The following is a 25949-nucleotide window of genomic DNA, read 5'->3' as shown; positions in this document are numbered from 1 at the left end:
TGGGGCTGCAATTCCACGGGCTCGAAATGGGTTCGTACGCGTGTCTGACAGGCAAAAACTCTCGGTCAAGCGCTATTTGAGTTCTCAGGAGTTAGCGACGAATCCATAGCCAAACCTACATCCTCTGATTACGATTGAAGCCTCACGAACGTCACAGTGAGGCCCTCGCGGTCCGAGAACTCTCGTAGCAGGGTGGCGTCGTCAGACAATGCAATCGCCCCTCCCCCGCGTGGACGCAAGCAACTCCGTTACCTGAGTTTGCGGAGCAGCTTTCCTCGTTCGGCAGCTAACAAGAGCGGCGTGCCCCTCGCTTTCCAGCGACGTAACGCGGTGAGCGCGGACATCGTTTTGCCGCTGAGAGCTATTGGCCAGTTTCCAAACGCTGAAGTACTTCAATGAAAACCGAAATATCGTCCAATCTCCCTGATGCACGAGCCCATTCTGGGACAAGCGTGTTCGGCTTAATTTGGCGAAACAAATTCAATTTCGTACTCGCTGGCCTATTGGTGATGTCACTTGCCGTCGGATACCTGGTAACCGCAGAGCGGATGTACCAAAGTGAATCCCGATTGTTCGTTCGTGTTGGACGCGAATCCGTTAGCTTAGACCCAACTGCGACTACCGGCAATTTCATGGGCGTCCCGGACTCCCGTGAACGCGACGTGAACGCGGTTGCCGATTTGCTCGATAGCCGGTTGATTGCCGAGATGGTCGTCGAACACTTTGGTGAACAGGCAATTTTGGGAGAGAGCAGCTCGACTGACGGACTGGGCTCCCAAGTGCGTCGAAAGCTGTCTGCACTGGATGACTACAATTTGAATCCACTCCAAGTCTTTAGTTTGCGCGACAAAGCAATTGAAACCTTCCAGGAGAACTTCAGCGTACTAGCGATGAAGACCTCCAGCGTACTGACGTTGACCTACGAGGCGGAGGACCCACAAGATGCCCAAGAGGTTCTCAGCTTCGTACTGAAAACGGCAATGGACGAGCATCTTCGAATCCACCGCACCCAGGGGTCTCAAGAGTTCTTTGTGGCCCAAGAGCGGTTGCTGCGTGAAGCCCTCTCCGAACTTGAGATGGAGTTGCGCGACAAGAAGAATTCAACGGGCATTGCCTCGTTGGTGGACCAGCGCAAAACTCAGATCGATCTCATTGGTACGCTCAAGCAAAACTTGATTACCAATTCTGCGGAGCGCGACGCCTTCCAAGCTGAAATCAACCGCCGTGAAGAATATTTTGCCCAGACTCCCGAGCAAATTGTTACACACGAGGTCCTAGGACAGCCGCAAGCCATCGGCCAGACGTTGCGCGAAAAGCTGTTTGACCTCGAAGTTCGAGAACGGGAGCTCTCCGCCGCCTATACAGACGACCACCCACAACTGCAGCAGCTTCGCAAGCAACTCGATGATGCACGTGGAATCAAGGAGAGCGAAACGGTGCCCGTGGAAAAAATGACGGGAATGAACCCTAATTATCAAGCTGCAGAATTAGCTCTACAAGAACGTCAGGCCTTACTGGTTGCATCTCAAGCGCGCACCGATGCATTGCAAAAAGAATTGGAAATCGCAAACACCGAGCTCAATCGCATCAACGACGCTGAATTCGATTTAAGCCAGCTAGAGTTGGAGATCGAGTTGGTTCGTGCGAATTACCGCAAGTATTCGGACAATCTAGAAGAGTCGCGCATCAATGAAGAGCTGCAGGCCGCACGCATCTCAAGCTTGACAATTCTCCAGGCTCCAAGTTTCAGCAACACTCCGGTCAGTCCCAAGCCGTTGGCGACCCTACTGGTAGGTATGACCATTGCTTGCTTAGCTGGAGTCGGATTGGCACTCTACAGAGAGATGAGTCGTCCCGGTTTTGTCCCGACCAATACTCCACCATTAAAGCATCCGGTACGTGCCTTGGCTTCAGCGCAATCGACAAACGCGAGTTCTCCGACACGGCCTGAAGCCGCCACCGTTTCTTCCGCTCTAGAAACACCGGCACATCCCAGGTAGACGCCACTCTCCCCTTCCGCGAAACCACTGCCACTCACGCAGCCACTTCACCACATGATTGCAATCTCATGGACACGCTAGAGACCAATGTCCAGCGAAAAACAAGGCTTCCCTCCAGCGACTCGGTAGAAGTAGTCCCGAAGCGTTTAGCTGTGATTGTCCCTTGCTACAACGAGGCCGAATCGATCCAGCAGTTGTCGAAGAAGTTGGGCATACTTGCCGAATCGGCTGCCCAGTCGTTTCAATTGGAATTGATCCTTGTAGACGATGGGAGCTCGGACACTACCCACGGAATGCTGTGTGATCATTTTCGCGCTAATGAACATGTACGAGTCGTTCGACACGCCACCAATCAAGGAATTGCTGCAGCCATTGCAACAGGAATTGGGGCAACCGACTCCCCCATACTTGCATCGATCGACGCTGATTGCACCTACGATCCGTTGCTCGTGCTCGCCATGGCCGATCTGCTGACGGAAGAAGTCGACATGGTGGTCGCATCCCCCTACCACCCCGGCGGTCGCGTCGAAGGGGTACCTGCATGGCGGTTACAGCTGTCGCGCTGCGCGTCGCGGCTGTATGGCTTGGTGCTGCACAACAAGCTGCATACCTACACCAGCTGCGTCCGCGTCTACCGACGCTCTGCAGTCCAGCGCTACGCCGTCCGCGAACCCGGCTTTGTGGGGATCGTCGAACTGTTGTGGGCCGTCGATGCAGCGGGCGGCAAGATTGTCGAATGCCCAGCGATCCTAACGGTGCGCTCGTTCGGCGTTTCCAAGATGAAAGTATCGAGTACGACGTACAAGCATGTCAAGTTTTTGAGTCGCATCCTGTTACGGCGAATGCTCCCGAAGGCTCTCCTGGCCTCCCCCAAAAACTGACGAATCCAACTCACCGAAACTAGATAGAGAATTACATCATGAGTATTGCGGCAAAGTCTGTTCTGCCTCTCCCTTCGGACCAAGATGCGAGCGGTAGATCACTTGGAAATGAAGAGATTCAGTTGTTGCAAGACGCTGTCAACAGCGGAACTCTGACTAGCACGAAGGGGCAATTTGTCAAAACGCTAGAACGGCGTTTCGCAGACCGACTTGGCGTCAAACATGCTATCGCTTGCTCACATGGTAGTGCGGCGATTCACTGTGCGATTGCAGCCATTAATCCGGAACCGGGCGACGAGATCGTCACCACTTCCATTACCGACATGGGAGCATTGACCCCGATTCTTTACCAAGGGGCGATTCCCGTCTTTGCTGACGTTGATCCGGCCACGTGCAACGTGACTAGGCAATCGATCGAAAAAGCATTGAGCGACCGCACGAAGGCAGTTGTGGTAACACACCTGTTTGGCAATCCGTGTGATATGACGCAAATCATGGAGCTGTGCCGGGGCCGTGGAATTCCTGTCATCGAAGACTGTGCGCAGGCCTTCGATGCTCAACACGCAGGCAATCCGGCCGGACTCCTCGGCGACATCGGCTGCTTTAGCTTGCAGCAAGGAAAGCATATCACGACCGGTGAGGGTGGCATTGTCACCACCAACGATGATGCCCTAGCGCGCCGCGTTTTTCTGTTTGTGAACAAGGCCTGGGGCTATGGCGATGCAAATCCAGATCACTATTTCTTAGCCTTGAACTACCGGATGACGGAGTTGCAAGGCGCCGTTGCTGTTGCCCAACTTGAGAAGCTGACCGAGATCGTGACGGCTCGCATCCAACTGGCCGACCGGTTTACGTCGTTGATCGCAGAGCTTCCTGGAATCACTCCGCCGGTGATTCAACCTGGCGATGTACATTCCTATTGGAAGTACTGCGTCCAGGTCGATGCCGACCTGATCCCGGGTGGGGCCATGGCGTTGGGCGCCGCCCTGAAGCCGCATGGAGTATTCAGTGCACCACGCTATATCCAAAAGCCGGCCTTTGAGTGCGCGGTATTCCAAGAGCAACGTACCTTTGGCACCAGCCGCTGGCCATTCACACTCGCCAGCGCCTCAGCGTTGGATTACTCTCGCGAGAAATTTGTAGGTTCCTACAGCGGCTTGCAGCGTATCTTGGTGCTGCCATGGAACGAAAAATACACCCGGCAGCATGTCGAATACATCGCCGATTGCTTATCCAAGAGCATCGCACAACTTAGGAGCTCAGCATCATGATTACCCATGCAACTCGATTCGGACTCATCGGCGCAGGCGCGATTGCCCAAAGCTACCTACTCGCTTTTGAAAAATCGAAGGATGCCCAATTGGTGGGAGTCACGGACATTAGCCTCGAGGCTGCTACAGCCATGGCAGAGCGTGCCCACTGCTCCGCTTTCAGCGACTATTTGGCGATGATTGAAGAGACCGACTGCGAAGCCGTCGTTCTGTGCACTCCACCGGTGACACATCCCGAGATCACTTGCGAACTTCTCAAGCGCAACATCCACGTACTTTGTGAAAAACCGCTGGCAGTCGGACTTAGCGAAGCGAAGCTGATGCTGGCCGCTGCTGAAGAATCGACTGCGATACTCACGATGGCGTCAAAATTTCGCTACAGCAGCGATATCGTTGCCGCCAAGTCGCTGATCGCTTCAGGCGTCATCGGTGACGTAGTGCTGTTTGAGAATGCGTTCACTGCTCGCGTGGACATGTCCCATCGATGGAATAGTGATCCTAGCATCAGTGGCGGCGGTGTCCTGATCGACAATGGAACACACTCTGTCGATATCACTCGCTACTTCCTGGGGCCCATCGCAGAAATCCGCGTGGTGGAAGGACTACGTATCCAAGACATTGCCGTCGAAGATACTGTGCAGATTTTTGTCAGAAGCGCCAGCGGAGTCATGGGGAGTATCGATCTCTCATGGAGCCTCAACAAAGAACTTGACAACTACGTCAGTATCTACGGATCTGCCGGTACCTTGCACGTTGGCTGGAAGGAATCCAAGTACCGGAGAGCTGAAGATGAACAATGGACCATCTTTGGAAATGGCTACAACAAGGTCGATGCATTCACCAATCAGCTCAATGATTTCGTGACATCGATCCGCAGTGGGGAATTGCCACGCATCTCGTTACAGGACGCCCTTGCCTCGGTCGAAGTCATCGACGCTTGCTATAACGCCATGTGGGAAAGCAGCTGGTCCCAAGTAGGCAGTGAGTTGTCCGAATCGGTAGGATTTCAATAGAGATGGATGTAAGAATTCACCCGACTGCTATCGTTGAACAGAACGTATCCCTGGGGCGTGGCACGTCCGTCTGGGACAACGTGCATATTCGCCATGGAGCGCGTTTGGGTGAACAATGCATCGTCGGGGGAAAATCCTACATCGCCTACGATGTGCAAATCGGCCATCGAGTGAAAATTAACTCCATGGTCTATATATGCAATGCGGTCATAATTGAAGACGGCGTAATGATTAGCGCCGGAGTGATTTTCACAAACGACAGGTTCCCCCGCGCAACGACGAATGATCTTTCGGAATTGCGATCGAGCTCCCCCGATGCTGCGACTCTGCCAACGCGTGTGCGTGAAGGCGCCACCATTGGCGCCGGGGCTAGGATCGGGTGTGACCTCGTAATTGGCCGCTTTGCGATGATTGGAATGGGCACAATTGTTACCCGCACCGTAGCCGACTTTCATTTGGTACTAGGCAACCCTGGACGCTCGATTGGCGCGGTGTGTCGCTGCGGACGTCCCTTAATGAAATGGTGCGACCTGGCTCACAACACCCCCATTCATGTTCAGTGCGATTATTGTGGCCTTCAATTCCAAATCAACGAGCGAGTGGTACTCGAGCTTGGACTAGATTCTGCCGACAAGAACTACCCCCATTTAGCAGCTTCGCTTAAATCGGAGGAACCGTAGCTTCCCATGGGAACGCGCGACCGCACACGTACCGCAATTGCTCTACTTAGCATCAGCCCCGTTTCTGGCGGGACGGAGCGGCGCGTCGAGTTCGCGGGGCGCCTGTCCCCTATTCCGTAACAGGCAACAATCACAATGCGACGCCTTGCTCAGGCCGCCGCATTTCACTCCAGACACTGCATTTTTTGAGGAAACCGTCCAACTCTGGCGGAGACATGGGCTCCCGAGGACTACGACCGTCCTCTAGATCTAATCCGAGTATTTGGGTCTTGGACGAGAGATCAGGTCCCCTTGCTGAATTCAGAAACATCTAGGTTGAGAGTCGTCGAATCGGTGAACAATAGACCGGAAACTATCGGAATCGTAGGTGGCGGAGTGCTGGGACTGACCCTAGCACTGCGGCTGGCAGAGCGTGGAAAACATGTGACGATTCTGGAACGCGCTGACCATCCCGGTGGCCTGGCAGATGCGTGGCAACTTGGGCCAATCCAGTGGGATCGGCACTACCATGTAACGCTCGCTAGCGACCGTTTCACAATGCAACTCTTGCAGGAGTTGCAGCTGGCGGAGAAAGTGCAATGGTCGCAAACGAAGACCGGATTCTTGGTCGATGGAAAACTTTACTCGATGTCCAATGCGCAGGAATTTCTGAAGTTCCCTCCCTTGCGGCTGATCGACAAGATACGACTCGGCTGGACGATCTGGCATGCATCAAAGATTCGCGACTGGCAGAAATTGGAACGCATACCTATTGGTGTTTGGTTGCTGCGCCACTCCGGACGCCGCACCTTTGAGCGAATATGGAAACCACTGCTAAAAGCCAAACTGGGCGATGCTTGGGAACGCACCAATGCCGCCTTCATTTGGGCGACCATCCAACGCATGTACGCGGCCCGCAACGGTGGGCAGAAGCAAGAAAAATTCGGCTACGTGTCCGGAGGCTATCAAACGTTTCTAAATGCCATGGTCGACAAATTGCGAGACCTCAACGTTCGAATCGCCTGCAACACCACCGTCGCTCAGATTCGAAGTCAGAGCGGTGGACCAGTCCAAGTGCACCTGGCAGACAGCGAACGCGTGACCTTTGACAAAGTGGTCGTAACGAGCCCGACTCCCGCACGAATCTGTCCGCAACTATCACCGCGGGAACGAGAGTCGCTTGAAAAGATTGAGTACATCGGAATCGTATGTGCGTCGTTGCTGTTGCGCAAGCCGTTGGGCGGCTACTACGTGACCAACATCACGACTCCGGCTCCGTTTACAGGCATCATCGAAATGAGCGCGTTGGTGTCTCCCCATGAACTGGCTGGGCATGGTCTGGTCTATCTCCCCAAGTATGCGGCTCAAGGCGATTCGATCTGGAGTGAGACTGACGATCAGGTGCAGCAGAGTTTCTTAGATGGCATGCGTGACTTGTATCCTGCGTTTGATGCCGACCAAGTATTGGAATTTCGCATTTCCCGTGTCAAACAGGTCTTCCCGCTGCCGGTCCTTAACTACAGTAGCAACGTGCTAGGCACCACCACCAGTCAACCAGGGATCTACTTGGTGAACTCCTCCCAGATAGTGAATGGTACATTGAACGTCAATGAGACAATCAAGCTGGCCGAATCCTCGATCGACGAGATTTGCAACGTGAATGCTTCAGCCTTTGAGGAATCCGCCTAGCATGAACAAGCTTAGCGCCAGCCTATCATTGGACCTAGACAACAAGTGGTCCTATTTGAAAACGCACGGAGATGAAGGTTGGGAGAGTTTCCCAAGTTATCTGGACAGCGTCGTACCGTTTGTTTTGGAGATTCTCTCGGACCTGAACCTCACAATTACGGTCTTTGTAATTGGGCAGGATGCGATCCTTCCGAAGAATCATGGAGCTTTGGCTCAGATTGCCAAGGCTGGTCATGAAATTGGCAACCATTCCTTCCATCATGAGCCATGGTTGCACCTCTATAGTGAAGCGAAGCTCAGCGCGGAGTTTACAGCGGCCGAAGAAGCAATCCATTTAGCTACGGGCAAAAAGACGATTGGGTTTCGTGGTCCTGGTTTCAGTTTTTCTCCGAGTGTGCTGCGTTGCTTGGCAGATCGGGGCTACTTGTACGACGCGTCCACTTTCCCAACCTATTTAGGCCCAGTGGCTCGAGCCTACTATTTTCTTTCGACGCAACTCGATGATGAGAAGCGTAGCGAGCGCAAGAATCTGTTCGGTAGTTTCACGGAGGGATTCCGCCCGCTCAAGCCCTATCGTTGGGAGTTTCCTGCTGGCAGCCAAACTCCGCCGCTGATTGAAATCCCCGTTACAACCATTCCATGGGTAAGAGTCCCCTTCCACCTGAGCTACCTGCTGTACCTAGCCAGTTACTCAGAAACTTTGGCATGGGCCTACTGGAAGTTTGCTTTGACCTGCTGCCGCATTTCCGGGGTAGCGCCGTCACTGCTGCTACACCCGCTCGATTTCCTAGGCGGAGACGAAGAGCTGGACCTCAGTTTCTTCCCGGCCATGGGCCTCAAGGGGACCGTAAAAAGAGCCTTTGCCAAAGCGGTACTCGCCGATTTCGCGAGAGTCTACGAAGTCGTGCCTATGGCAGATTTTGCGCACCAGATCGACCGTTTGGGTCGATTAAAGGCACGCCCGGTGCCGGCAGCACCACCCCTCGCGAAACCAACGGGCACACAGCCAGTTAGGGCGGAGGGATTGCGTTGACGCTCGCCAACAAACCAAACACGAGTCGAGCTCCCACCGCGCTCAAAGACACAGCCATGATCCTGTTTTTCGCAATCGTGGCCTCCGGAGTAGTGTATCGCAGTTTTTGCCTTGCGCCCGATTCGTCTGAAGGGCGAACGCGGATGTATCGCGATTTCGATGACACGATATATTATCCGATACGTGCCGTTTGGGATGGAGTGAATCCATACAATTCGAACACGGAACTGCCCACGGATTACATGCAACAATATCCTGTAACGAACCATTTCCCTTTGTATTCCCCCTTAATGCTGTTGCTCTACGCACCCTTTGCGGTGCCGCCTGTATTGGTCGCCACCATCTTGTACGCGCTGTGCAGTCTCGCCTTGCTGTTGGTCTTTGCCTGGAGCGTGCTTCGACTGGTCAACGGATCGGCTCGCCCGGCCGTCGTGTGTGGTTTTGCCGGCTTGCTCCTGCTGCTTCAACCCGGCAGAACTGCTTTGCAGAGTGGGCAAATTAGTTTGGCGTTATCGGTCGCGATGATGGTTGCCCTCGAATTTGGAGAGCGCCGCAAACACGCGAACCTTTCCAGCTGGTACTCCGCTTTAGGATTGGTTTTCTTGACGCTCAAGCCGACATTTGGTGGACCAGCGGGGTTGTTGCTGGCCGCCCGGGGAGACGCGCGTTCGGCCTTCAGGGGGCTATTCATTGGCGGGATGTGCTTCCTGTTGGGCTTGGCAATCGTCTTTGCTCGCGCCGGAGAGCTTTCTGCTGGAACACTGAGCAGTCGTCTAACCAGCAATCAAACTCATTTCCAGTCGCATCCTGACGTCCAAACCGTGTCGACGAGTGGACGGGTTGATGCAGCGTCGTCGGTGGAGTACCTGTTAGATCGCACCTTGCCTGCAAGCGGTACTGTAGGCATCGGATTGTTCATGCTGGCTATTGCTAGTTGCGTGCTGTGGTTGACTCAGTCCGAGAGTTCCAGTTCTGCGACAAGCGTCAACAGTGCGTTTTTGTTGCTCACCATGTTTTGTTGCATCTACCATCAAATTTACGAAATCGTTCTGCTAGCCCTACCCATACTAGCCGGCTATTGCGGGTCGCATCCGTCATGGCTAGAGCTAGGTACGGGGCCACGTAGAACCGTGATCGCCCTGCTTTGCCTCCCCTTTGTCAACATTTTGATACTTCACGGATTGCGGCCTGCAATAGCAGCGACTGCCAATCTGATTCCAAGCTCTCCAGATTTTGCCGAGACCTTGGTCCGTATTGCCAACGCGTGCAACGGGGTCGCACTCGCAATTGCTTGGGCGATCCTTGCTTGTGCTTTGGTACGAGTTGCCTATCACAAGCGAAGCTCGCTACAGCATTCGCAGACAGCGTTCCACACCACTTAGGAGCGACCGTGCAGCTCCCTTCATCCTCGATTAGCCAAATTTCAACTTGTTGCCCCAATTCGAAAAACCGCAAATGGCTGCCGCTTTACAGAATCGCGCCCTCGACGTTTCCGGAGAGGTCGTTTCCGGAGAGGTTACCGTAAGCCGAATGGAAAACGACCAGCAGTCCAACAAATCCGAACGGCCCAAGATGGTGGGTACCACCAGCGGTCTGCCGATGCGTGCGCTCTACCTACTGAGCGACACTCTTTCCGTATTGGGTAGCATCTTCCTGGCTGAAATCCTCTCTCAACTTCCCCATCTCCCTTACCTACACCCCATAAGCTCGGTACAGGCCAAGGGTTATGTGATGTTAGCAATTGGCCTGTTGTTGGTCGGCTGGTTACAGCGTTCTTATGGCGCCATCCCTCCCAAGCCCGTGCGGCAATTTCGTGGCTGGGTATTGGGGGCTCTTAGCGTCTGGCTCGGCACAACAATAGTACTGAAGCTATTTGGAACCTTTCAGATATCGCTGTTCTGCAAGTTGGGTGTTGGGGCATTTCTCGCTTTCCTGGTGGCCGCATTTTGTAGGGCAACCTGCCGCAGCCTTTTTGGCACAGCGGACTGGTGGGGAACACGGGTTATCGTGGTGAGCACGGAGAGCCTATCGCTCGACACTCAATTGCAACTTGCCCGAGAACCCCAGTGGGGCCTTCGACCGGTGGGCTATGTATCGGACGTGCCGTCCACGGCAATCAGCAGCGACATCGCTCCCTGGCTAGGTTCGATCAATGAGTTGGAAGTTGTCGCCAAAGCGTCCAAGGTCAATCGCGCAATGATGGCCGTCGATTCCTTCGAACATGAACTGTTTGTTGCACTCGCAACCCGCACTCAGAGCCAATTGCGGCACTGGATCATTATCCCGCCACTGGAAGGCTTTCCCAGCTTGTGGCTGGAGGAATGCGAAGCGGCAAGACTGCCTGCGATTTCCGTAACGAACCAACTTACCAATCCCGGTGCCTATGCCGCCAAGCGTTTTATTGATCTCTCGATTACCGCCTTTGCTGGCCTGCTGCTCCTGCCGCTGATTGCGGCATTAGCTCTATTAATCAAGGTTACTACTGGCGCGTCGGCGTTCTTTGATTCGGAGCGAATCGGGCGTGGTGGAAAGCGATTCTACGCCAAGAAGTTCTGCACCATGCGGCCCAACGCTGACAAACTTCTGGCTGAATACCTTGCTCGCAATCCCCAGGAAGCAGCAGAATGGTCGAGCACCTACAAGCTTAAGAACGATCCACGGATTACATGGATTGGAAACCTACTGCGCCAAACAAGCTTGGATGAGCTGCCCCAACTTTGGAACGTCCTGATCGGGGATATGAGTTTGGTTGGCCCGCGCCCCATTCTCCCCGATGAGGCCGAAAAGTATGGCAGCAGCTACATGCACTATCGCGAAGTGCTACCAGGCATCACCGGATTGTGGCAAGTTTCAGGCCGCAATAATACCAGCTATCAAGAGCGCATTGAACTGGTGGACTATTACGTGTTGAACTGGTCAGTATGGCTCGATCTCTACATCCTGGCTTGCACCGTTAAAGTTGTCCTCTTCAAAGAGGGAGCCTACTAACGATGATTGCTGATCAACCACAGCAATCACCGCACCAACGCAATGCGAAATGGGTTGTCGGCTCTCGCGTGGTAGGCATTGTCGCTACGCTCGCCGGTAATATTCTCGCCGCCCGCATTCTTGGGCCAGCCAGCTACGGAGTCTACCTGCTGATCACCACGGCCCTTACGCTGGGTACGATGCTGGCCATGTCAGGCCTGGATGAAGTAGCGGTTCGCTTTGTATCAGAGAACCTGGGTCGCAACGCGCCGGATCGCGCGAAAAGCTATGCAGTTCGTATCTTGAGAACTCTAGCTGTCACTTCGCTAGCTGCCAGTATTCTGGTGGGATGCTCACTCTACAGCATGTCTGCGCAGCTTTCGAACTACGGGGACGCACTGGCCATTGCCGCGCTGACCGCGTCGGGCGTGCTGTTGCTGAGTTGGCAGAAGGTAGGAGCAGAATTGCTGCGAGGATACGCCAACCTCAAACTTGCCAGCCTCTACACCGGCGGGGTTACTGGAGGCCCGGTCAGCAACGTCCTTTTCCTTGGATTGCTTCTGCTGGGCTACGTGGGAATCAGCTGGTTCACACTCACTCCATCCAGCCTAGCAACCGTTCTGTTCTTCACCGTGATCTCTGTTGCCATAACACTTCCGTGGGTCTTGGTGGGTCTACGAGCGACGATGCGCCTGCACGGCGGGTCTGCACCGGCCGTTGTGTTGACTCCTACCGAGAAAGGGATCATGACGAGCGTGAGCCTAACCCTGCTAGTCAATCAACTTCTTTCTTTCGGGACGCAACAATTCGATATCTGGTTGGGCGCAATCTGTCTTTCCCCCACCGAATTGGGTGTCTACGGTGCTGCCAAGAGATGTTTGCTGATTTCTGCCATGCCCGTGCAAATGGCGATGATGACCATCCTCGCCACCATCCCCAGATTGCATTCTCAACATCGCTCGGCGGAGCTGCAGCAGATCCTGCGAAGCACGGCTACCTATGCAGCAATCCCTTCGCTGGCAGCCTTGGGCCTGTTGGCATTGTTCCCAGAAATGGTGCTAACCCTGGTGTTTGGCGAATCTTACGCTGGAGCAGGTCCCACGGTGGTTGTCTTGACGCTCGGCTACCTGTGCTTGATCGTGCTTGGGAACCCTCCGCCCGTACTGGTGATGACTGGTCATCAATCGGCCGTTTTACTCGTAAATCTCTTCGCCACAATTACACTACTAGTAGTTGGGTATGTCGGCGCGCGGCTTTACGGCAGCCTTGGTTTGGCGGTTGGCAGCACCGCGAGCCTCGTCGTCCAGAATGCGCTTTTATGGTGGTGGGCTCGCCGAAAGCTCGGGATTTGGACTCATGTGGGTCGACCACTTTGGCACAGCACATCGAATACAGACATCAGCGCGACAACATGAATCCGAAACTGAACTCACTCTGGTGGTTGCGCCCAAGCTGGCTCTATTTTCTTGCGGTCGGGGGCACTCTACTGGTCGCCTACCTGCAACGCGAGCATGACTACGTGCTCTATGGCACTCCCAAATATTTCGACTTCAATCATTTGCTGTTGGGATTGGGAGCCGTCGCAGTTTTCCTATTGGGGTGCCAGCTAGGGCACGCAACCGGCAAGACATCGTCGGGACTCAATCCGACCTCCGACCCAGTACTTAAACGCTGCTTTTGGGGTTTGTTTTCCTTGAGCTGTTTTGGCTATATGGTATGGCTCGCGATTGGAATCGGTCGCGGGTTTTCGTTGGCCATGCTCCCCGATCTGCTGTTCGGTGAAGACGTGCAGGTGGATGCAACGATTCGTGAAGCCTACTTTGGGACGATCCCTGGAATTACAACCTGCTCCCAGTTCTCACTGGCAGCGGTGCCGATTGGAATGTGGCTCTACTTGCGAGGCCACCAGCACCTGCTTTGGCCGCTCACCGCCTTGTTGGGAATTGCCTTTGCAAGGGCGATTCTCTTAGGTGAGCGTTTGGCGTTCATCGAAATACTATTGCCCATGTGCATTCTGTATTTTCAACAGAAGGTGGTGGGGCGACAGTACAGTCCTCCAGTTCATTCCTTCCTCCAAGCGTTACCAATTCTTGCGGTCCTCGGTTTGTTGTCCTTTTTCGCTATCAGCGAATCGTTCCGATCGTGGAAATATTACGAAGATGAATTCGATTCCATCGCTGAGTTTACTTTATGGCGGGTGGGAGGATACTACACTGCGGCCCATAACAATGGCGTGATGGCAAGTCGCTTGAACGTCCAATTGCCACTCCCCTATTCAACATTCTATTCGCTGTGGAATTTCCCGGGCGTGGCCGATTCGCCCATTTCCTATTCCAAGCTGACGGGTGTTGATCCCGATCGTGTTTTTGAAGATCTGCTGCATAACTACGCCACGCCTGAGCTGAACAATGGTGGGGGAGTGTTCCAGCCGTTGCTCGATTTTGGTACAGCAGGCTTTTTGGTATTTTGGACATTCTGTGGCTTCGCTTCGGGACGCCTGTACCGTGGGTTTACGGCGAACACCATCGCTGGAATCTGCTTCTATCCCCTGGTCGTCATTGCCATCTTGGAAACGCCTCGCTTGCTCTATTTCAGTAGCACACGCACGTTTCCAGGCATTGTGGCACTCTTAGCAGTCGTGTGGATTGTGGAGTACCGGAGTGCGACTCTTTCCCGTGCCAGTGCGCAGCCTCTTGAGTAGTACTCTAGGAACAACTATGCAGGTAGAAGTCAACGGCAGGTATCTTGCTCAGCAGCTAACGGGCCAGCAGCGATACGCGCGTGAAATCGTCGCCCGACTTGGCGATCGGATGACTGTCATCGAACCATCCCAGGCGGCTGTTGGAATTCGTGGTCACCTGTGGGAGCAGGTTCAACTGCCTCGCAAGATGCGTAGCTCGGTACTGTGGTCGCCCTCCACCACCGGGCCTCTGTCGGTGCGGAATCAGGTGGTCACTATTCACGACTGCGCCTACTTCGATCAAGCGGATTGCTTCACCAAAGCATTTGCGGCTTGGTATCAATTCTTAGTTCCACGACTCGCTCGTCGCGTCCAGCGGGTCATTACCGTATCGCATTTTTCTAAAAGCCGAATTGTCGAACTCTGCAACATCCCTGAAGAGAAAATCGACGTCATCTACAGCGGTGTCGACAGCGTCTTTCATCCGTATCCTGAGCAGCAAATCGCCCAATTGCGGAACGAACTCAACCTGCCTGAGAGATATCTACTATGCGTTGGTTCCATCGAACCTAGAAAGAATCTGGCACGGCTCCTTCAAGCATGGGAAATTGCCAGTCCACAATTGCCGGGCCTCTCGCTAGTTCTGGCGGGAGCAAGCGGTCGGGTCTTCAACAGTGTCGGCTTCGACCGAGGACCTGAAGGGGTGCATATGGCTGGATATGTTGCAGAACAACAATTGCCTCTGCTTTACGCCGGTGCGGAGCTCTTTGTCTATCCCTCGCTCTATGAAGGTTTTGGTCTGCCTGTCATTGAGTCCATGGCTTCCGGTGTGCCGGTAGTCACCTCTTCGGTCACCTCGCTGCCCGAGGTTGCCGGAACAGCCGCCCACTTAGTCGACCCCTACGACATTGAAAGTATCGCAGACGGCATCTTGCGCATCGCCAACAACCGCGCGTTGCAGAAAACGATGTCAGAGCAAGGCCTCGTCCATGCACGCAGCTACTGCTGGGCGGAAACCGCTCAACAAACATGGACTTCCCTCAACCACGCAATCGAAAGCTAACGGACATGCGAGTTGCTTACGTCCACGACTGGCTTGTCTCTCACCGCGGCGGAGAGAAGGTCTTAGAAACCCTGCTTGAGCTCTATCCAGCAGCGCCTGTGTACACGATGTTTCATGATGCGCGGCGCATGCCAGAAACCATCAATTCCCGCAGGATCATCTGCCCACGAGGATTGTGGCCCTTCCGACGAATTCGCAAAGCATTGCTTCCGATTCTGCCAAGTATCATGGAAAGCTTTCCGCTGCAAGACTTTGATTTAATCATCAGCACCTCCAGCTGCGTCGCCAAAGGAGTCATCCCCGGCCCCTATGCGAAGCATTTGTGCTACCTGCATTCCCCCATGCGATACGTCTGGGATCAACGCTTCGAATACATCGGTGGACTGAAGCGGATTCCCCTGGCCTCCCCCTTGATTCAATTTGCAAGCAGCCAACTTCGCACCTGGGATGTTGCCTCGCAACATCGGGTCGACAAGTACTTCGTAAACTCGACCTTTGTTAAAAAACGCACTGAAAAATACTACGGTCGCCACGATGCAGAAGTCCTCGCACCGCCGATCGAAATGGTCCGATTTTCCAACGCGCGGCAGACGGCTCGAATTGTAGCTGAACCCTATTTCCTGGCCGCCGGTGCCCTGGTCAGCTACAAGCGTTTCGACCTAGCCATCGAGGCAGCGCAACGAGCAGGTGTCCAATTGGTCGTGGCGGGAGATGGGCCCTATCTGTCGCATTTGCGCTCACAAGCGGGCCCCAAGGGACGCTCCCACATACGCTTTGAGGTGCGTCCGAATGACCAGCGCTGGGACTCGCTCCTCGCTCACGCGGAAGCGCTTATTTTTCCAGGAATCGAGGACTTCGGCATGATTGCCATCGAGTCCATGGCGGCCGGCACCCCTGTGATCGCAGCGTCCCAAGGGGGCGCCCTGGACTTCATCATTCCCGGCCAGACTGGACTACTCTTTCCACCCAATGACTTAGAATCCTTGACGAAAATCATGCGCAATTTCAGGGCCTCCTCCATCGACCTGCCCTCCATCCAATCCTTGGAAACTCTATACGGCAAGAGTCGGTTTCTTAACAGAATCTCCGGCGCAATCCAAGAATTGCATCCCGGCGCCTAAGCAACCATTGCGATGCGTGGCATTTTGTTCCAAGCATAAAAAAAGGGCCAGCTTGGAAGCTGGCCCTTTCGAGCGATGCGCGATGAATTTGCTCTACTTGGCGTGAGGTCTAAGTCCTACTAGAACAGAAACTCGCCGCCGATGGACCAACCTTGATAGACGGCCTCACCATCGGTGTTGATGAACGGTTCACGAGTTGCCGCGTCGAACGTGCCAGCGACAGCTCCCGCACTGCTACCGAAGCCTCGAACATTCATGTTCTCGGGTGCCAAGGCTACGTTGTCGACATACAACAGGTTGTAGGAAGTCTTAACCGACCAAGAGTACGACAAACGGTAGACAGCCGATGCGGTCAATTCTGCTAAGTAGGCGGTTTCCCCCGTTTGCAGAAACTCACGAGCTCCTGGGATGGAATTGGAAACCGCAATCGATTCGACCTCAGCATGGTTTCCAAAAATCCCGCTCTTCGATTCTACACCCACTTGAAGCCCCGGAATGACGTTCACCCATAGATCACTGCCGACCTGGAAACCGGTCATTTCATTACGAGTGCTGGTGTTGTAGTCGAAGAAGCGAAGCTGATCCGCAGCGAACGTATTGTTTTGGCTACCCGTTGCATGGAATCCAAAACGCTCGTCGAGATCAAAATAGCGAATCCCCATCAACCATGATCCCTGCACCCAGCTAACCGGTGCTACAAAGCGACGTCGGAAGTTCACTTCTCCACTGTGCATCGCAGATTCATAATCGATGCTGTGAATGAAACTGTTGTCGGTATCGTCGTAGCCACCAGCTGGCACGGTTCCAAACTGACTAAAGACAGAGTCAAGGGTTGGGGTGCCAGAGCCGACCACGCTGAGCGTGGCATTATCTTCCCACGAGTTGAGACCGAAGTAGCGGGCTTCAACGTTCGAACCAACTCCGACTTGCAAGCTTGCGATCAGCTCTAGCCCAAATCGCATTTCGTCCAGATCGAGATCCGACGTATTTAGAACGCTGTTGATATTCGCGGAGTCTACCGAAACTTGAGTAACTGGAACGAAGTTCAAATTGACGTCACGACTGTAACTTTGGAATCCGCCGACGTTGCTGGTACGCTTCAGTCCAATGGTACCGCCGTAGAAATCGAAGTAGCGTTGGGCACCGGTGCCGGATTCACTGTAAGGCGCCAGAGGGCCGAGCAACCCAGCTAGTCGACCACCGAAGAGTCCGCGTCCCAACAAGCAGCCGTGGCTACCGAGACCGTCACCACCCAGGCCGCCGCCCAAGCCACCACCGCAGGCATTGCATCCGGCACCGCCGCATGCTCCACAGCCCAAACGATTCATCAGGCCACCACTACCGCCGCACATGCCACCGCATACGCCGCCACAATGATCGCCACCGCAGAACCCCATGGCTCCGCCACCTCCACAACCGCAACCCGCGGTGTCGCATCCACTACCATCGCATCGACCAGCGTGGCTGGCATACGCGACTTCCATCGGTGGAGGGCCCTTGAACGCCATACTCATCGGTGCGTCCGGGAATTGTCCGTTGGGCATCCCCATCATGGAAGGAGCTCCCATGCCCTGTGGGCCAGTTGGGATGCCATACGGCGATTGTCCCAAAAGTGTCTTCGTTGTAAATCCTTGAGCACTCACGACAAGAGCAAGCCCCATCGCTAGCCAGTGCATCCGTCCACTGAGCATCTTCATCAATATCTCTCCAGCGGCACATCGTCCGTAGTCGGCATCGCTTGTACGCCAGTCGACCACGCCTTAGCCGACTAACCGCGCACAATGTAAAATTCGGAATCATCCGAAAACTCGTTACAGAGCTGCTTATCGGCACAGCCGGGACGGAAAGTTTGCTAGAACCGTAATAATCCGCACGAACTGACCTTGCCGTGATTCACGCCCGTTGATCTAGGAGATCTGGGGGAAGATTGCTGGCACTCGGGCGTGCACTAAGCCAATTGACCGCCAGCAGGGAATGGTGGATTGCAAAGCATTTCAGGGCACCGCCTGCGCATAAAAACTCTTGCCATTCTCCTATTCAACGCGTTCTCCTATTCAACGCGTTCTTCTATTCAACAAGGCCTCAAGCCCTATCGGCCGTCGCCGGAGCACTCCGAACGCCGTAGTTGGAGCGGCAGTACTGATCCCATCTTAGGGCACCGCTGAACAGTAAAACGGTAGTCGCTTGAGCTGCAATGACGTTAAACGGCCCCTGCAGCAGCCAACTGACCGTTCTCCCGATTGGCATGGGAGACTGCAGAATCACGATGGCAGCGCTGATGCCAAACATCGCGCCGAGGGACAGGATCTGCAGGGGGGCCCACTGGTCTTGCCAAGTCCAGCGACAGGCTGCCCAACTACTGATCAGCCCACCCAACACGGCAATCCATAGACTGGCTAACAATAGCGGAGAGGTCTCAAGCCCCGGATACGCGCTGCACGCGCATGCGGCCACGCAGGTGAGGAACAGGATGTCCCAGATCGAGAATCTTAGACGAGAGTCCGGACGCCGTCTGACCATCCCCGACATGCTTGCGGTCTCAGGTCGCGGCGAGTGCTGGAAGCTGCTCGGACGCGTGAGTCGATCGAGTCGAGAAACGAACCATGCTGCCGCAAGGATCAGTGTGGTGGTCAACAGACAGTCCGAGGGAGGGAATTCGGTGAGCCTAATACACCCCAGCGTGGCCAACGTGGCAATTCCGCCTGCCAAGAAGATGACGGCGAGATGCCCGTTGCCAAAGTCGGCACAGGCGATTCCGGCAAGAAAAATGCTTCCCCAAAATATGCCGACCAACGTCGGTTGCATCCACAACGCTGGATACCACCCCATTGCCACTGCTGCCACTAGGCCGCACAAGGCAATCATGCAACCTTGACTTGCAGGTCCGAAGCGTTCGAAGGCTACCAACGCATCGTCCCCCCAAGGTACGTCACATGGGGCGACTGGTTTGTCCCCCATGTCGCAATGGCATGGTTTCTCTTTCACGGAGGTGACTTTGCGAATCGCGCTTAGAACTGAATGACTTCGAAATGCTCGGCCGGTGGACTGGTGAATCCTCGTTGGACCGAATGCCGGATTCCGCCAAGACTGCAATGCAAGCATTTCTGCAAACACGGCTAGCAGGGGAGTCCGCTCGCTCCCTCGCGGTTGCGAAAGTGCCTCAAAATGGGACAGCTGGAGCTCGTGAAGCTTAGATTGCTCAGGGCGGGACGGTGTGAGCGAGCCTGAACCGAAGGCGTGAATCTCACGGGGGCTTGAGCCGCGGGTCCTACAATCGGACCATTCGCGCCAATCGGTTTGCCTGTTACCTTGGATTGCAGGAAAGAACTGACGATAGAACTTGTGGTCAGCTGTCGGAATCGGGATGGTTCCATGGCGCGACTTCCGCACCGTCCCCACCTTGTATGAATACGTCTATGGGCTCAGCAACACAACCAATTCTCTGTTGCATTGGTGACAGCGTAGCAGGCAAGCCAACTCAGTTCGTCATGGAACGCGCCTTTCGGCAACTGAGGCTCGATTGGCAAGTCATTACCGTGGAAGTCGAGACGAATTGCTTCGCGGCTGCGGTGGAGGGGATGCGAGCGATGAAGTTTGCGGCAGCCCGATTTTTTACCCCACTCGACTCCCTCGCTGTCGGACTGTTGTGCGAAGGGTGCCCCATCACCCAATTTGTGGGCAGCGTGACCTCGGCGCGCTACCGCGATGGTCAATGGGACTGTTGGAATGGCGTGGGCTTCGGCATTGTGACCTCCGCGATGGAGGAGGTTGCAGCTAGTACGGCCTCCCCTGCCCTACTGCCGGTCGTTTGGCTATATGGAGACTCACTGCGAATGCGGAGCTGCTACGCGGCGGCCGCTGAACTCGGCTTTGCCGGAAAAATCCTCTGGAGCGATGGCCCACCAGCCTCTGATCTCGAAGCCATTTTTAACGGGTCCCCCGAACTATTGAAAGCAACAACTTGCGTAGCCTCGGGCGAAGCGACACTTACCGAACTGAGTGCAGAACCAGTCGAGGCGGAAGAGCTGCCTCCTCTTCTCATTATTGATGATGGATCAACGCATCGCCAAACCGAGCAGTTCGACCTACTCAAACAATTGTCAGCTAGAGGGCCCACGACCCTGTTCGCCGATCGCCGCCACCAAGCGAGATGGGGGCCTCTCCCGGCGACTCCATGGCGTCTGGTATCCGAACTCGAGCAATCGGTAATGTCGGAAGTCTACGACTTCTATCGCTGGACGGGCCAACGTCCTCAAGCAGGCAGTATCCGTGAGGCCTATGAGGAGTATCTCGACTTCTAGACACTCGTGGCCTGGTAGGGCCTTAACTCTCCAGCAAACCTCACTACCCAGTAAACCAGGGCCCGTGGTCTAAGGAGTCGCGGTGAGCATGCTCAGCTGTTGGGCGACCAATTGCTTTCGCTTGGCTTGCACCTCGCGGTAGAGCTTGCTGACTTCAGTTCGCAGAGCCTGCAATTGCTGCGTGGCCTGCTCGACGAGCTGAGTTACGACGGTCACCTCTTGTTGAGTGTGCTCAAGATCAAAGGCCAGCTTCTGGTTTTCTGCTTGACTAAAAATCACCATCTCGCGTCCAAGTTGGTTGGCTTGGTTGATGTCGGCGGTTTCACGCTGAATCACGGAGATGCTGTCGGACAGTTTCCGTTTCATGATGGAGTAGTTGCTGAAGGCCTCTTCGTAATCGACCAGTGGGCGAACGTAGATGCGTTGAACTTCCTCGGCGACGCCACTGGCGATGAGAGGTCGCGCTGCTGCCTCCTGGAGGACGATTAACTTCCCACGCGTTCCCTCAGGATTGAGAGTCACTGGCCCCTCTTCACCGCGTTTGATTCGGGTGTCGATACTTCGCCCGGTGGAATCAAAGTAGCCACGCTCGGTCAGGTTGGCCGAATCGGCACTATCGACTTGCAGTTCAAAATCTTTGAGTAGGTTTACTTGAACCCACACGCTCTCAGGGGGCGCGTTATCGGGAGCTCGCTTGCCGTCCAAGAGATACTGCGAAGCAATTTTCTCACGGCGATTGTTTTCTTCGGGAATCGCATCGAAGAGGCCTGTCAGGGTTTCCTCGTCGATCCTTCCAAACACCGCTTCTTCCGTGGGCTGCGAACCTGGAGCGGCAAACGCCACATGGCTGTCGAGCGGCAACAATTCGTAGAGAGACCACGAAGTCGCCCGCCCCTCGCTGATTCTCTGAGCTTGATCACTCATCAATTCTCGCGTGGGTTCCAGCGTAACCTGGCCAGCTTGACTCTGGCTGACAGTAAATTCACCGAGGAAAAAGTCAGGAATCGCGACATCCTCTTCGGAAATCGTCTCCGAAAATGCGTACACCACCAAGCCTTGAGGCAGACTGTCGCTGTTGATCTGTGGAGCGGCCGCGGCAGCTGGCTCACCAAATTCATCAACCGCTTCTGCTGGAGCCGAGCTCATCAGTTCGAGTTGGTAATCGGCGGTACCGACCTGAAGTAGCGAGACGCGACGCCATACACGTCCGCGATCTGCCGTCAGTCTCAGCAGTTCCCCCTTCAGTGGAATCACTGCATCTTGAGCTTCCGGGGACATACTAAAGTCACCGTAGAGCAAGCGTGTGGTCTCACTCTCCGCTCTCTCGGCTGCGATTTGCGCTTTGTGGGCGCTCTCGGTCGCTGTGACCCGCTCGTAGTGCACGCCAGCGGTGAAAAACATAAATACCCAGGACTCTATGAATAGAGTGCAGAGCAGCAAAGTGTGCAGAATCCCCCAGCTGCGCGCGGTCACCACAATGATGTAGATGAACACGATCAGCGAGACGAGCAATGCCAGAAGTACGAGAATACCACCCAAGCCCATGGCAACATCAATTCCAAAACAGGAGGAGTAGATAAGCTGTGCTGTCCAAGCACGGCGAGTGCTCAGTACAAACGCGGAGCATACAAGCTCTTTATGTTACTTGGAACCACCGCCAACTTGTACAAATTCAGCTGCTTTTCGCCAGAAGTATAACCTTAAACCCCCTCCTCAGCAGGGACAGTTGTCGGTTGAATCGTTTACCCGGCTGTTAAAATGGGAGAACCGCGTCAGATCGGACAAATGGAATGCCTGGAAGAATTGTAATCAAGCCTACTACCGCTACAGTCCGAATTTGTCAGTGACAGGCATGGCGCGAGTGCTCTCCACCGCACAAGCATTTAAGTGTTTCGTTGCCACTTCAAAATCCGCTTACTGGATCTTTGACGGGCCTTAGCCCCATTTGAACCGGTCGCAAACACGCCTGCTGCAAAACATAGTCGAGCCCGAGTTGTGGGCAGCAACAAAGTACGTGCAAGCCCTCAGATTGACAGATTGAACAGCAAGGATGCTGCAGATGAGTCTAGCTACCCAAGACAGAATTCGCTCCGTGAAGTCCCGGCGCCGTCAGTGCTCTCTGCGAGCAAGTTTCCGACAGGCAGTGCGGGCGTTTGGATTAGGAGCGGCCTTCTCTGCAAGCCTAATGTCGGTTGGCTGTTCTCGGCAGAACTATCGCTGCAAGACCGACACCGAAGCCTACTACCTGCTGGACGAAAAAGTTCGCCAGAGCTGCGAGGTTGTCAGCGCTCCCTACCGCGTCGAGATTGATGGTCGCAGTCGTATGTTTGACCCGTTCAATCCCGACCGCCCCCCCATGCCAGAGGATGACCCTCAGGCAGCCCAATTCATGCGGGTCGTTGACGGCAAAAAGGGATACCCGCTGTGGGAAGCCAACGGGCGCACGAACGCAGCCGAAAATCCCGAATGGTGGAATTACCTGCCGCTCGATGAACGAGGCGTGTTGGTGCTAGACCTGAATGAAGCGGTGCGCACGGCATTGCTGCATTCCCCTTCCTACCAAAGTGCCCGTGAAGAGTTGTACTTATCCGCGTTGGACGTGAGCAGTGAACGCTTCCTACTCGATTCCCAGTTCTTCGGCGGATGGCAGGGTTCCTACACCTCCGACGGCCCGCGTCGCGGAGATCCAACCACGCCCGAGAGTAGCTCCGTATTTAGTACTGGTGCCAGCAGCCGTGGTGGTCGACCGTTTTCGATGCGGAAGCGCTTCGCGACCGGTGCCGATTTGTTGGTTGGATTTGCCAACAACCTGACTTGGCAAGTCGCGGGCCCCAACGATCAATCCGCCACTTCGCTCCTCGACTTCACCTTGCTGCAACCTCTGCTGCGGCAAGGCGGTCGCGACGTTGTGCTCGAACGCTTGACGCTCGCGGAACGCACTCTGTTGGCCAACGTGCGCGCCTTTGAACGCTATCGTCGTGCCTTTTATGTCGACATCGCCACAGGTCGAAATTCCAACGGCACAGGGCCTCAACGCCGCGGGGGTGTCTTTGGCGGATCGGGCTTCGAAGGCTTCTCGGCACTGGGCGGAATCTTTAGCGGTGGTGGCAGTGGCGGTGGCGGTACGTCAGCTACGCCCGGTGCACAGGGCTACTTAGGCCTGCTGCAATCACAATTGAATATCGCGAACCAACAGGAAAACATTCTCCAGCTGGAGGACATCTACTTGCAGTTCCAAGATGGATACCGCGAGCTGCAGTCCACCATGCCAGAGGAGTTAACGGAGCTGCCGCAACAACAATTGCAGGTCGCCAAAGCCCGACAGAACCTGTTCGACGCTCAAACACAACTGCTGAGTGCTCAAACCAGCTACGAACAAACACTCGACGGCTTCAAAGCGGACTTGGGATTGCCACCTTATCTGTGCGTAGAGATCAGGGATCCGTTGCTGGAACCCTTCAAGCTGATTTCGCAAGAGTTGCGGAACCGGCGGTTAGAGGTTCAAGGCTACCGTAAAGGACTGGGGGAGACGAACACCCGCATCCTAGAGCTGGCGCGTGTCGAAACCAATCCCGACACGGGGGCCGATGAACGCGTTGTTGATTCGACCCGCGGTCTCACCATGGAACTGAGCCAACTGCTACCGCAAATTGATCCGGTCAGAGCGTTGGTCGACCGCATCGCCCAGGTCGATATCAGGGCAATTGAAAATGACATCGCGGTACTTCGTCAGAATCTTCCGACGCGACTACAGCAACTGGAGCAACTGCGACAGGTTGCCCTGCAGGAGAAGGACATGGTTTGCAGCCTGCTTCCCTTCGGCAACTTCAATTTGTCGTTCCTAGAGGGAGAGGGCCTTGAGGAACTGCCGACACAACTTGAGAGTGAGCTTGCAGAACTTATCACGCGGCTCGAGAAGCAGCGAGCTAGTCTGGAAGAAGTGCATGCCTCCATTGAGCGACTGCTGGCAGGGTCCTCCACTCCGACCACTGCTCGCCAACGTTTCATCGACGTTAGCGACAATGTCATCTTGGCCTCGCAAGACTTCATTGCAGACCTCAACGATACCGTCCTGGCGCTGCAGATCGTACAAGCTCGGGCTCGAACGGAATCCGTGCTCTTGCCGGAAATTGACATCGACCCGCAGTCGGCACTTGAGATTGCCCGCAGTCATCGCCGCGATTGGTTGAACAATCGTGCAGCGATCGTCAATACCTGGCGATCCATCGAAGTCGTCGCCGATGATTTGGAGAGCTACTTGGATCTCACCTTCAGCGGAGACGTGCAGAACGTCGGTGACAATCCCCTCGCGCTTCGCAGTTCGACCGGCCGACTTCGTGTTGGATTGGCTTGGGATGCACCGATTACGCGGCTTCAAGAACGCAATAACTATCGTCAGGTGTTGATCACGTACCAACGTGCCAAGCGGTCTTACTACCAGTTCGAAGACGGGATCTGGAGCTCCTTGCGAAGCTCGTTGCGGACGGTGCGTCAGAATCAGCTGTCCTTTGAAATTCAACGCTTCGCAGTCCAGAATGCTGCCTTGCAGAATAGTGTGAACGCCGACATCCGCCTCATCAATGAAACCTTGGGACGGCCCTCCGGAAACACGGCTGCACTCGATGCGTTTCAAGGGCTCGATGCGTTTCTGCGAACCCAGAATACGCTCATCGGCATTTACGTCAACTTCGAAGCGCTCCGGCGGAGCCTCGATTTGGATCTCGGCACCATGGAACTGGATGCCGAAGGCTTGTGGATCGATCCAGGTCCAATTCGCGCCGATACCCGAGGGGGGGCCCTCGGAAACGCGATCCTGGATTACGGGCTGAATGAAACAGAGCTGGAGCTGCGGGAGCAAATGGCGAGCATGCCATCCCAACCACTGGAGAGCGCCCCAAGTTCTCAGCTCGATACGCGTTCCCCAATGAATCATCTGCCGGCCCAAGGAGGGTTGTCAGAACCGACAGTAGGGCTGCCCGTGTCCCCCAACATTGAATCGTTGCTGGCCCCTGCAATAGCTCCTGCCGGCAACACCCGAACGGCCAATTCTCCGGTCGGAGGACCGCTGAGGTAGTGCTCAGGCAAAAATATGACTCCAGTCATGCGTACCGGGCGTACTGCATTCCAGTACGCCCGTCGCACTCTTTGGAACGATTCGGTAAACTGTCCGGTTACGAGCCTCTCTGGACGGCAATCGCTCCTGCTCAGCAGCAGAATTGATTTACACTTAGGCCGAGAATTCATGGAAGTGGACGGTTGGGAGCGCTGGCA

General features: G+C 54.9%; 18 protein-coding genes. 15 read left to right on the top strand and 3 right to left on the bottom strand.

Features of this window, described 5'->3' with window-relative positions:
- The first annotated feature begins 395 nt into the window (after positions 1 to 395).
- The 13 genes from Q31a_RS13985 (at position 396) to Q31a_RS13925 (ending at position 16377) form a co-directional block, all read left to right on the top strand.
- Entirely contained in the window at positions 396 to 2000 is a 1605-nt protein-coding gene (locus tag Q31a_RS13985; RefSeq protein WP_145078783.1) for a GumC family protein, read from the top strand.
- 68 nt (positions 2001 to 2068) lie between these two features.
- Entirely contained in the window at positions 2069 to 2881 is an 813-nt protein-coding gene (locus Q31a_RS13980) for a glycosyltransferase family 2 protein (RefSeq protein ID WP_145078779.1), read from the top strand.
- Positions 2882 to 2919: 38 nt separating this feature from the next.
- Positions 2920 to 4152: a DegT/DnrJ/EryC1/StrS family aminotransferase gene (locus Q31a_RS13975; RefSeq protein ID WP_145078774.1), complete on the top strand. Its 1233-nt coding sequence runs from the start codon at positions 2920 to 2922 to the stop codon at positions 4150 to 4152.
- Positions 4149 to 5165, top strand: coding sequence for a Gfo/Idh/MocA family protein (locus Q31a_RS13970; protein WP_145078771.1), 1017 nt, complete (start codon positions 4149 to 4151; stop codon positions 5163 to 5165). The genes Q31a_RS13975 and Q31a_RS13970 overlap by 4 nt, the downstream gene beginning before the upstream one ends.
- 2 nt (positions 5166 to 5167) lie before the next feature.
- The gene (locus Q31a_RS13965) at positions 5168 to 5845 is read left to right on the top strand and encodes an acyltransferase (RefSeq protein ID WP_145078768.1); all 678 of its coding nucleotides are present in this window, start codon (positions 5168 to 5170) and stop codon (positions 5843 to 5845) included.
- 333 nt (positions 5846 to 6178) lie between these two features.
- Positions 6179 to 7513: an NAD(P)/FAD-dependent oxidoreductase gene (locus Q31a_RS13960; RefSeq protein ID WP_145078764.1), complete on the top strand. Its 1335-nt coding sequence runs from the start codon at positions 6179 to 6181 to the stop codon at positions 7511 to 7513.
- Between the two features lies 1 nt (position 7514).
- A complete protein-coding gene (locus Q31a_RS13955; RefSeq protein ID WP_145078761.1) occupies positions 7515 to 8546 on the top strand; it encodes a polysaccharide deacetylase family protein in 1032 nt (343 codons plus the stop codon).
- A complete protein-coding gene (locus tag Q31a_RS13950) occupies positions 8543 to 9928 on the top strand; it encodes a glycosyltransferase family 87 protein (RefSeq protein ID WP_145078758.1) in 1386 nt (461 codons plus the stop codon). Before Q31a_RS13955 ends, Q31a_RS13950 begins: the two co-directional genes overlap by 4 nt.
- Before the next feature lie 73 nt (positions 9929 to 10001).
- Complete coding sequence (locus Q31a_RS13945; RefSeq protein WP_145078753.1) at positions 10002 to 11534, top strand: exopolysaccharide biosynthesis polyprenyl glycosylphosphotransferase; 1533 nt, start codon at positions 10002 to 10004, stop codon at positions 11532 to 11534.
- A gap of 2 nt (positions 11535 to 11536) precedes the next feature.
- The gene (locus Q31a_RS13940; RefSeq protein WP_145078749.1) at positions 11537 to 12928 is read left to right on the top strand and encodes a lipopolysaccharide biosynthesis protein; all 1392 of its coding nucleotides are present in this window, start codon (positions 11537 to 11539) and stop codon (positions 12926 to 12928) included.
- Positions 12925 to 14214 (top strand): O-antigen polymerase, encoded by a 1290-nt coding sequence (locus Q31a_RS13935; RefSeq protein WP_197356813.1) that lies wholly within the window; start codon positions 12925 to 12927, stop codon positions 14212 to 14214. Before Q31a_RS13940 ends, Q31a_RS13935 begins: the two co-directional genes overlap by 4 nt.
- A 16-nt stretch (positions 14215 to 14230) precedes the next feature.
- Positions 14231 to 15256: a glycosyltransferase family 4 protein gene (locus Q31a_RS13930; protein ID WP_145078743.1), complete on the top strand. Its 1026-nt coding sequence runs from the start codon at positions 14231 to 14233 to the stop codon at positions 15254 to 15256.
- 5 nt (positions 15257 to 15261) lie between these two features.
- Positions 15262 to 16377, top strand: coding sequence for a glycosyltransferase (locus tag Q31a_RS13925; RefSeq protein ID WP_231691194.1), 1116 nt, complete (start codon positions 15262 to 15264; stop codon positions 16375 to 16377).
- A 119-nt stretch (positions 16378 to 16496) separates the two neighbouring features.
- On the opposite strand, the gene Q31a_RS31130 is transcribed toward Q31a_RS13925, so the two are convergent.
- Entirely contained in the window at positions 16497 to 18074 is a 1578-nt protein-coding gene (locus Q31a_RS31130; RefSeq protein WP_145078737.1) for a BBP7 family outer membrane beta-barrel protein, read from the bottom strand.
- 385 nt (positions 18075 to 18459) lie between these two features.
- A complete protein-coding gene (locus Q31a_RS13915; protein ID WP_145078734.1) occupies positions 18460 to 19362 on the bottom strand; it encodes a hypothetical protein in 903 nt (300 codons plus the stop codon).
- A 431-nt stretch (positions 19363 to 19793) separates the two neighbouring features.
- Here Q31a_RS13915 and Q31a_RS13910 point away from each other — a divergent pair, with 431 nt between their 5' ends.
- A complete protein-coding gene (locus Q31a_RS13910; RefSeq protein ID WP_145078731.1) occupies positions 19794 to 20678 on the top strand; it encodes a hypothetical protein in 885 nt (294 codons plus the stop codon).
- A 69-nt stretch (positions 20679 to 20747) separates the two neighbouring features.
- Here Q31a_RS13910 and Q31a_RS13905 read toward each other — a convergent pair whose 3' ends face one another.
- The gene (locus Q31a_RS13905) at positions 20748 to 22223 is read right to left on the bottom strand and encodes a hypothetical protein (RefSeq protein WP_145078728.1); all 1476 of its coding nucleotides are present in this window, start codon (positions 22221 to 22223) and stop codon (positions 20748 to 20750) included.
- A 514-nt stretch (positions 22224 to 22737) separates the two neighbouring features.
- Here Q31a_RS13905 and Q31a_RS13900 point away from each other — a divergent pair.
- Positions 22738 to 25752, top strand: a complete 3015-nt coding sequence (locus Q31a_RS13900) for a coiled-coil domain-containing protein (protein ID WP_145078723.1) — start codon at positions 22738 to 22740, stop codon at positions 25750 to 25752.
- The last annotated feature ends 197 nt before the right edge of the window (positions 25753 to 25949 follow it).

The organism is Aureliella helgolandensis (assembly GCF_007752135.1).
Classification (GTDB): domain Bacteria; phylum Planctomycetota; class Planctomycetia; order Pirellulales; family Pirellulaceae; genus Aureliella; species Aureliella helgolandensis.
Note: the sequence above shows the minus strand (reverse complement) of the source record. Positions and strands in the feature narration are given on the sequence as shown.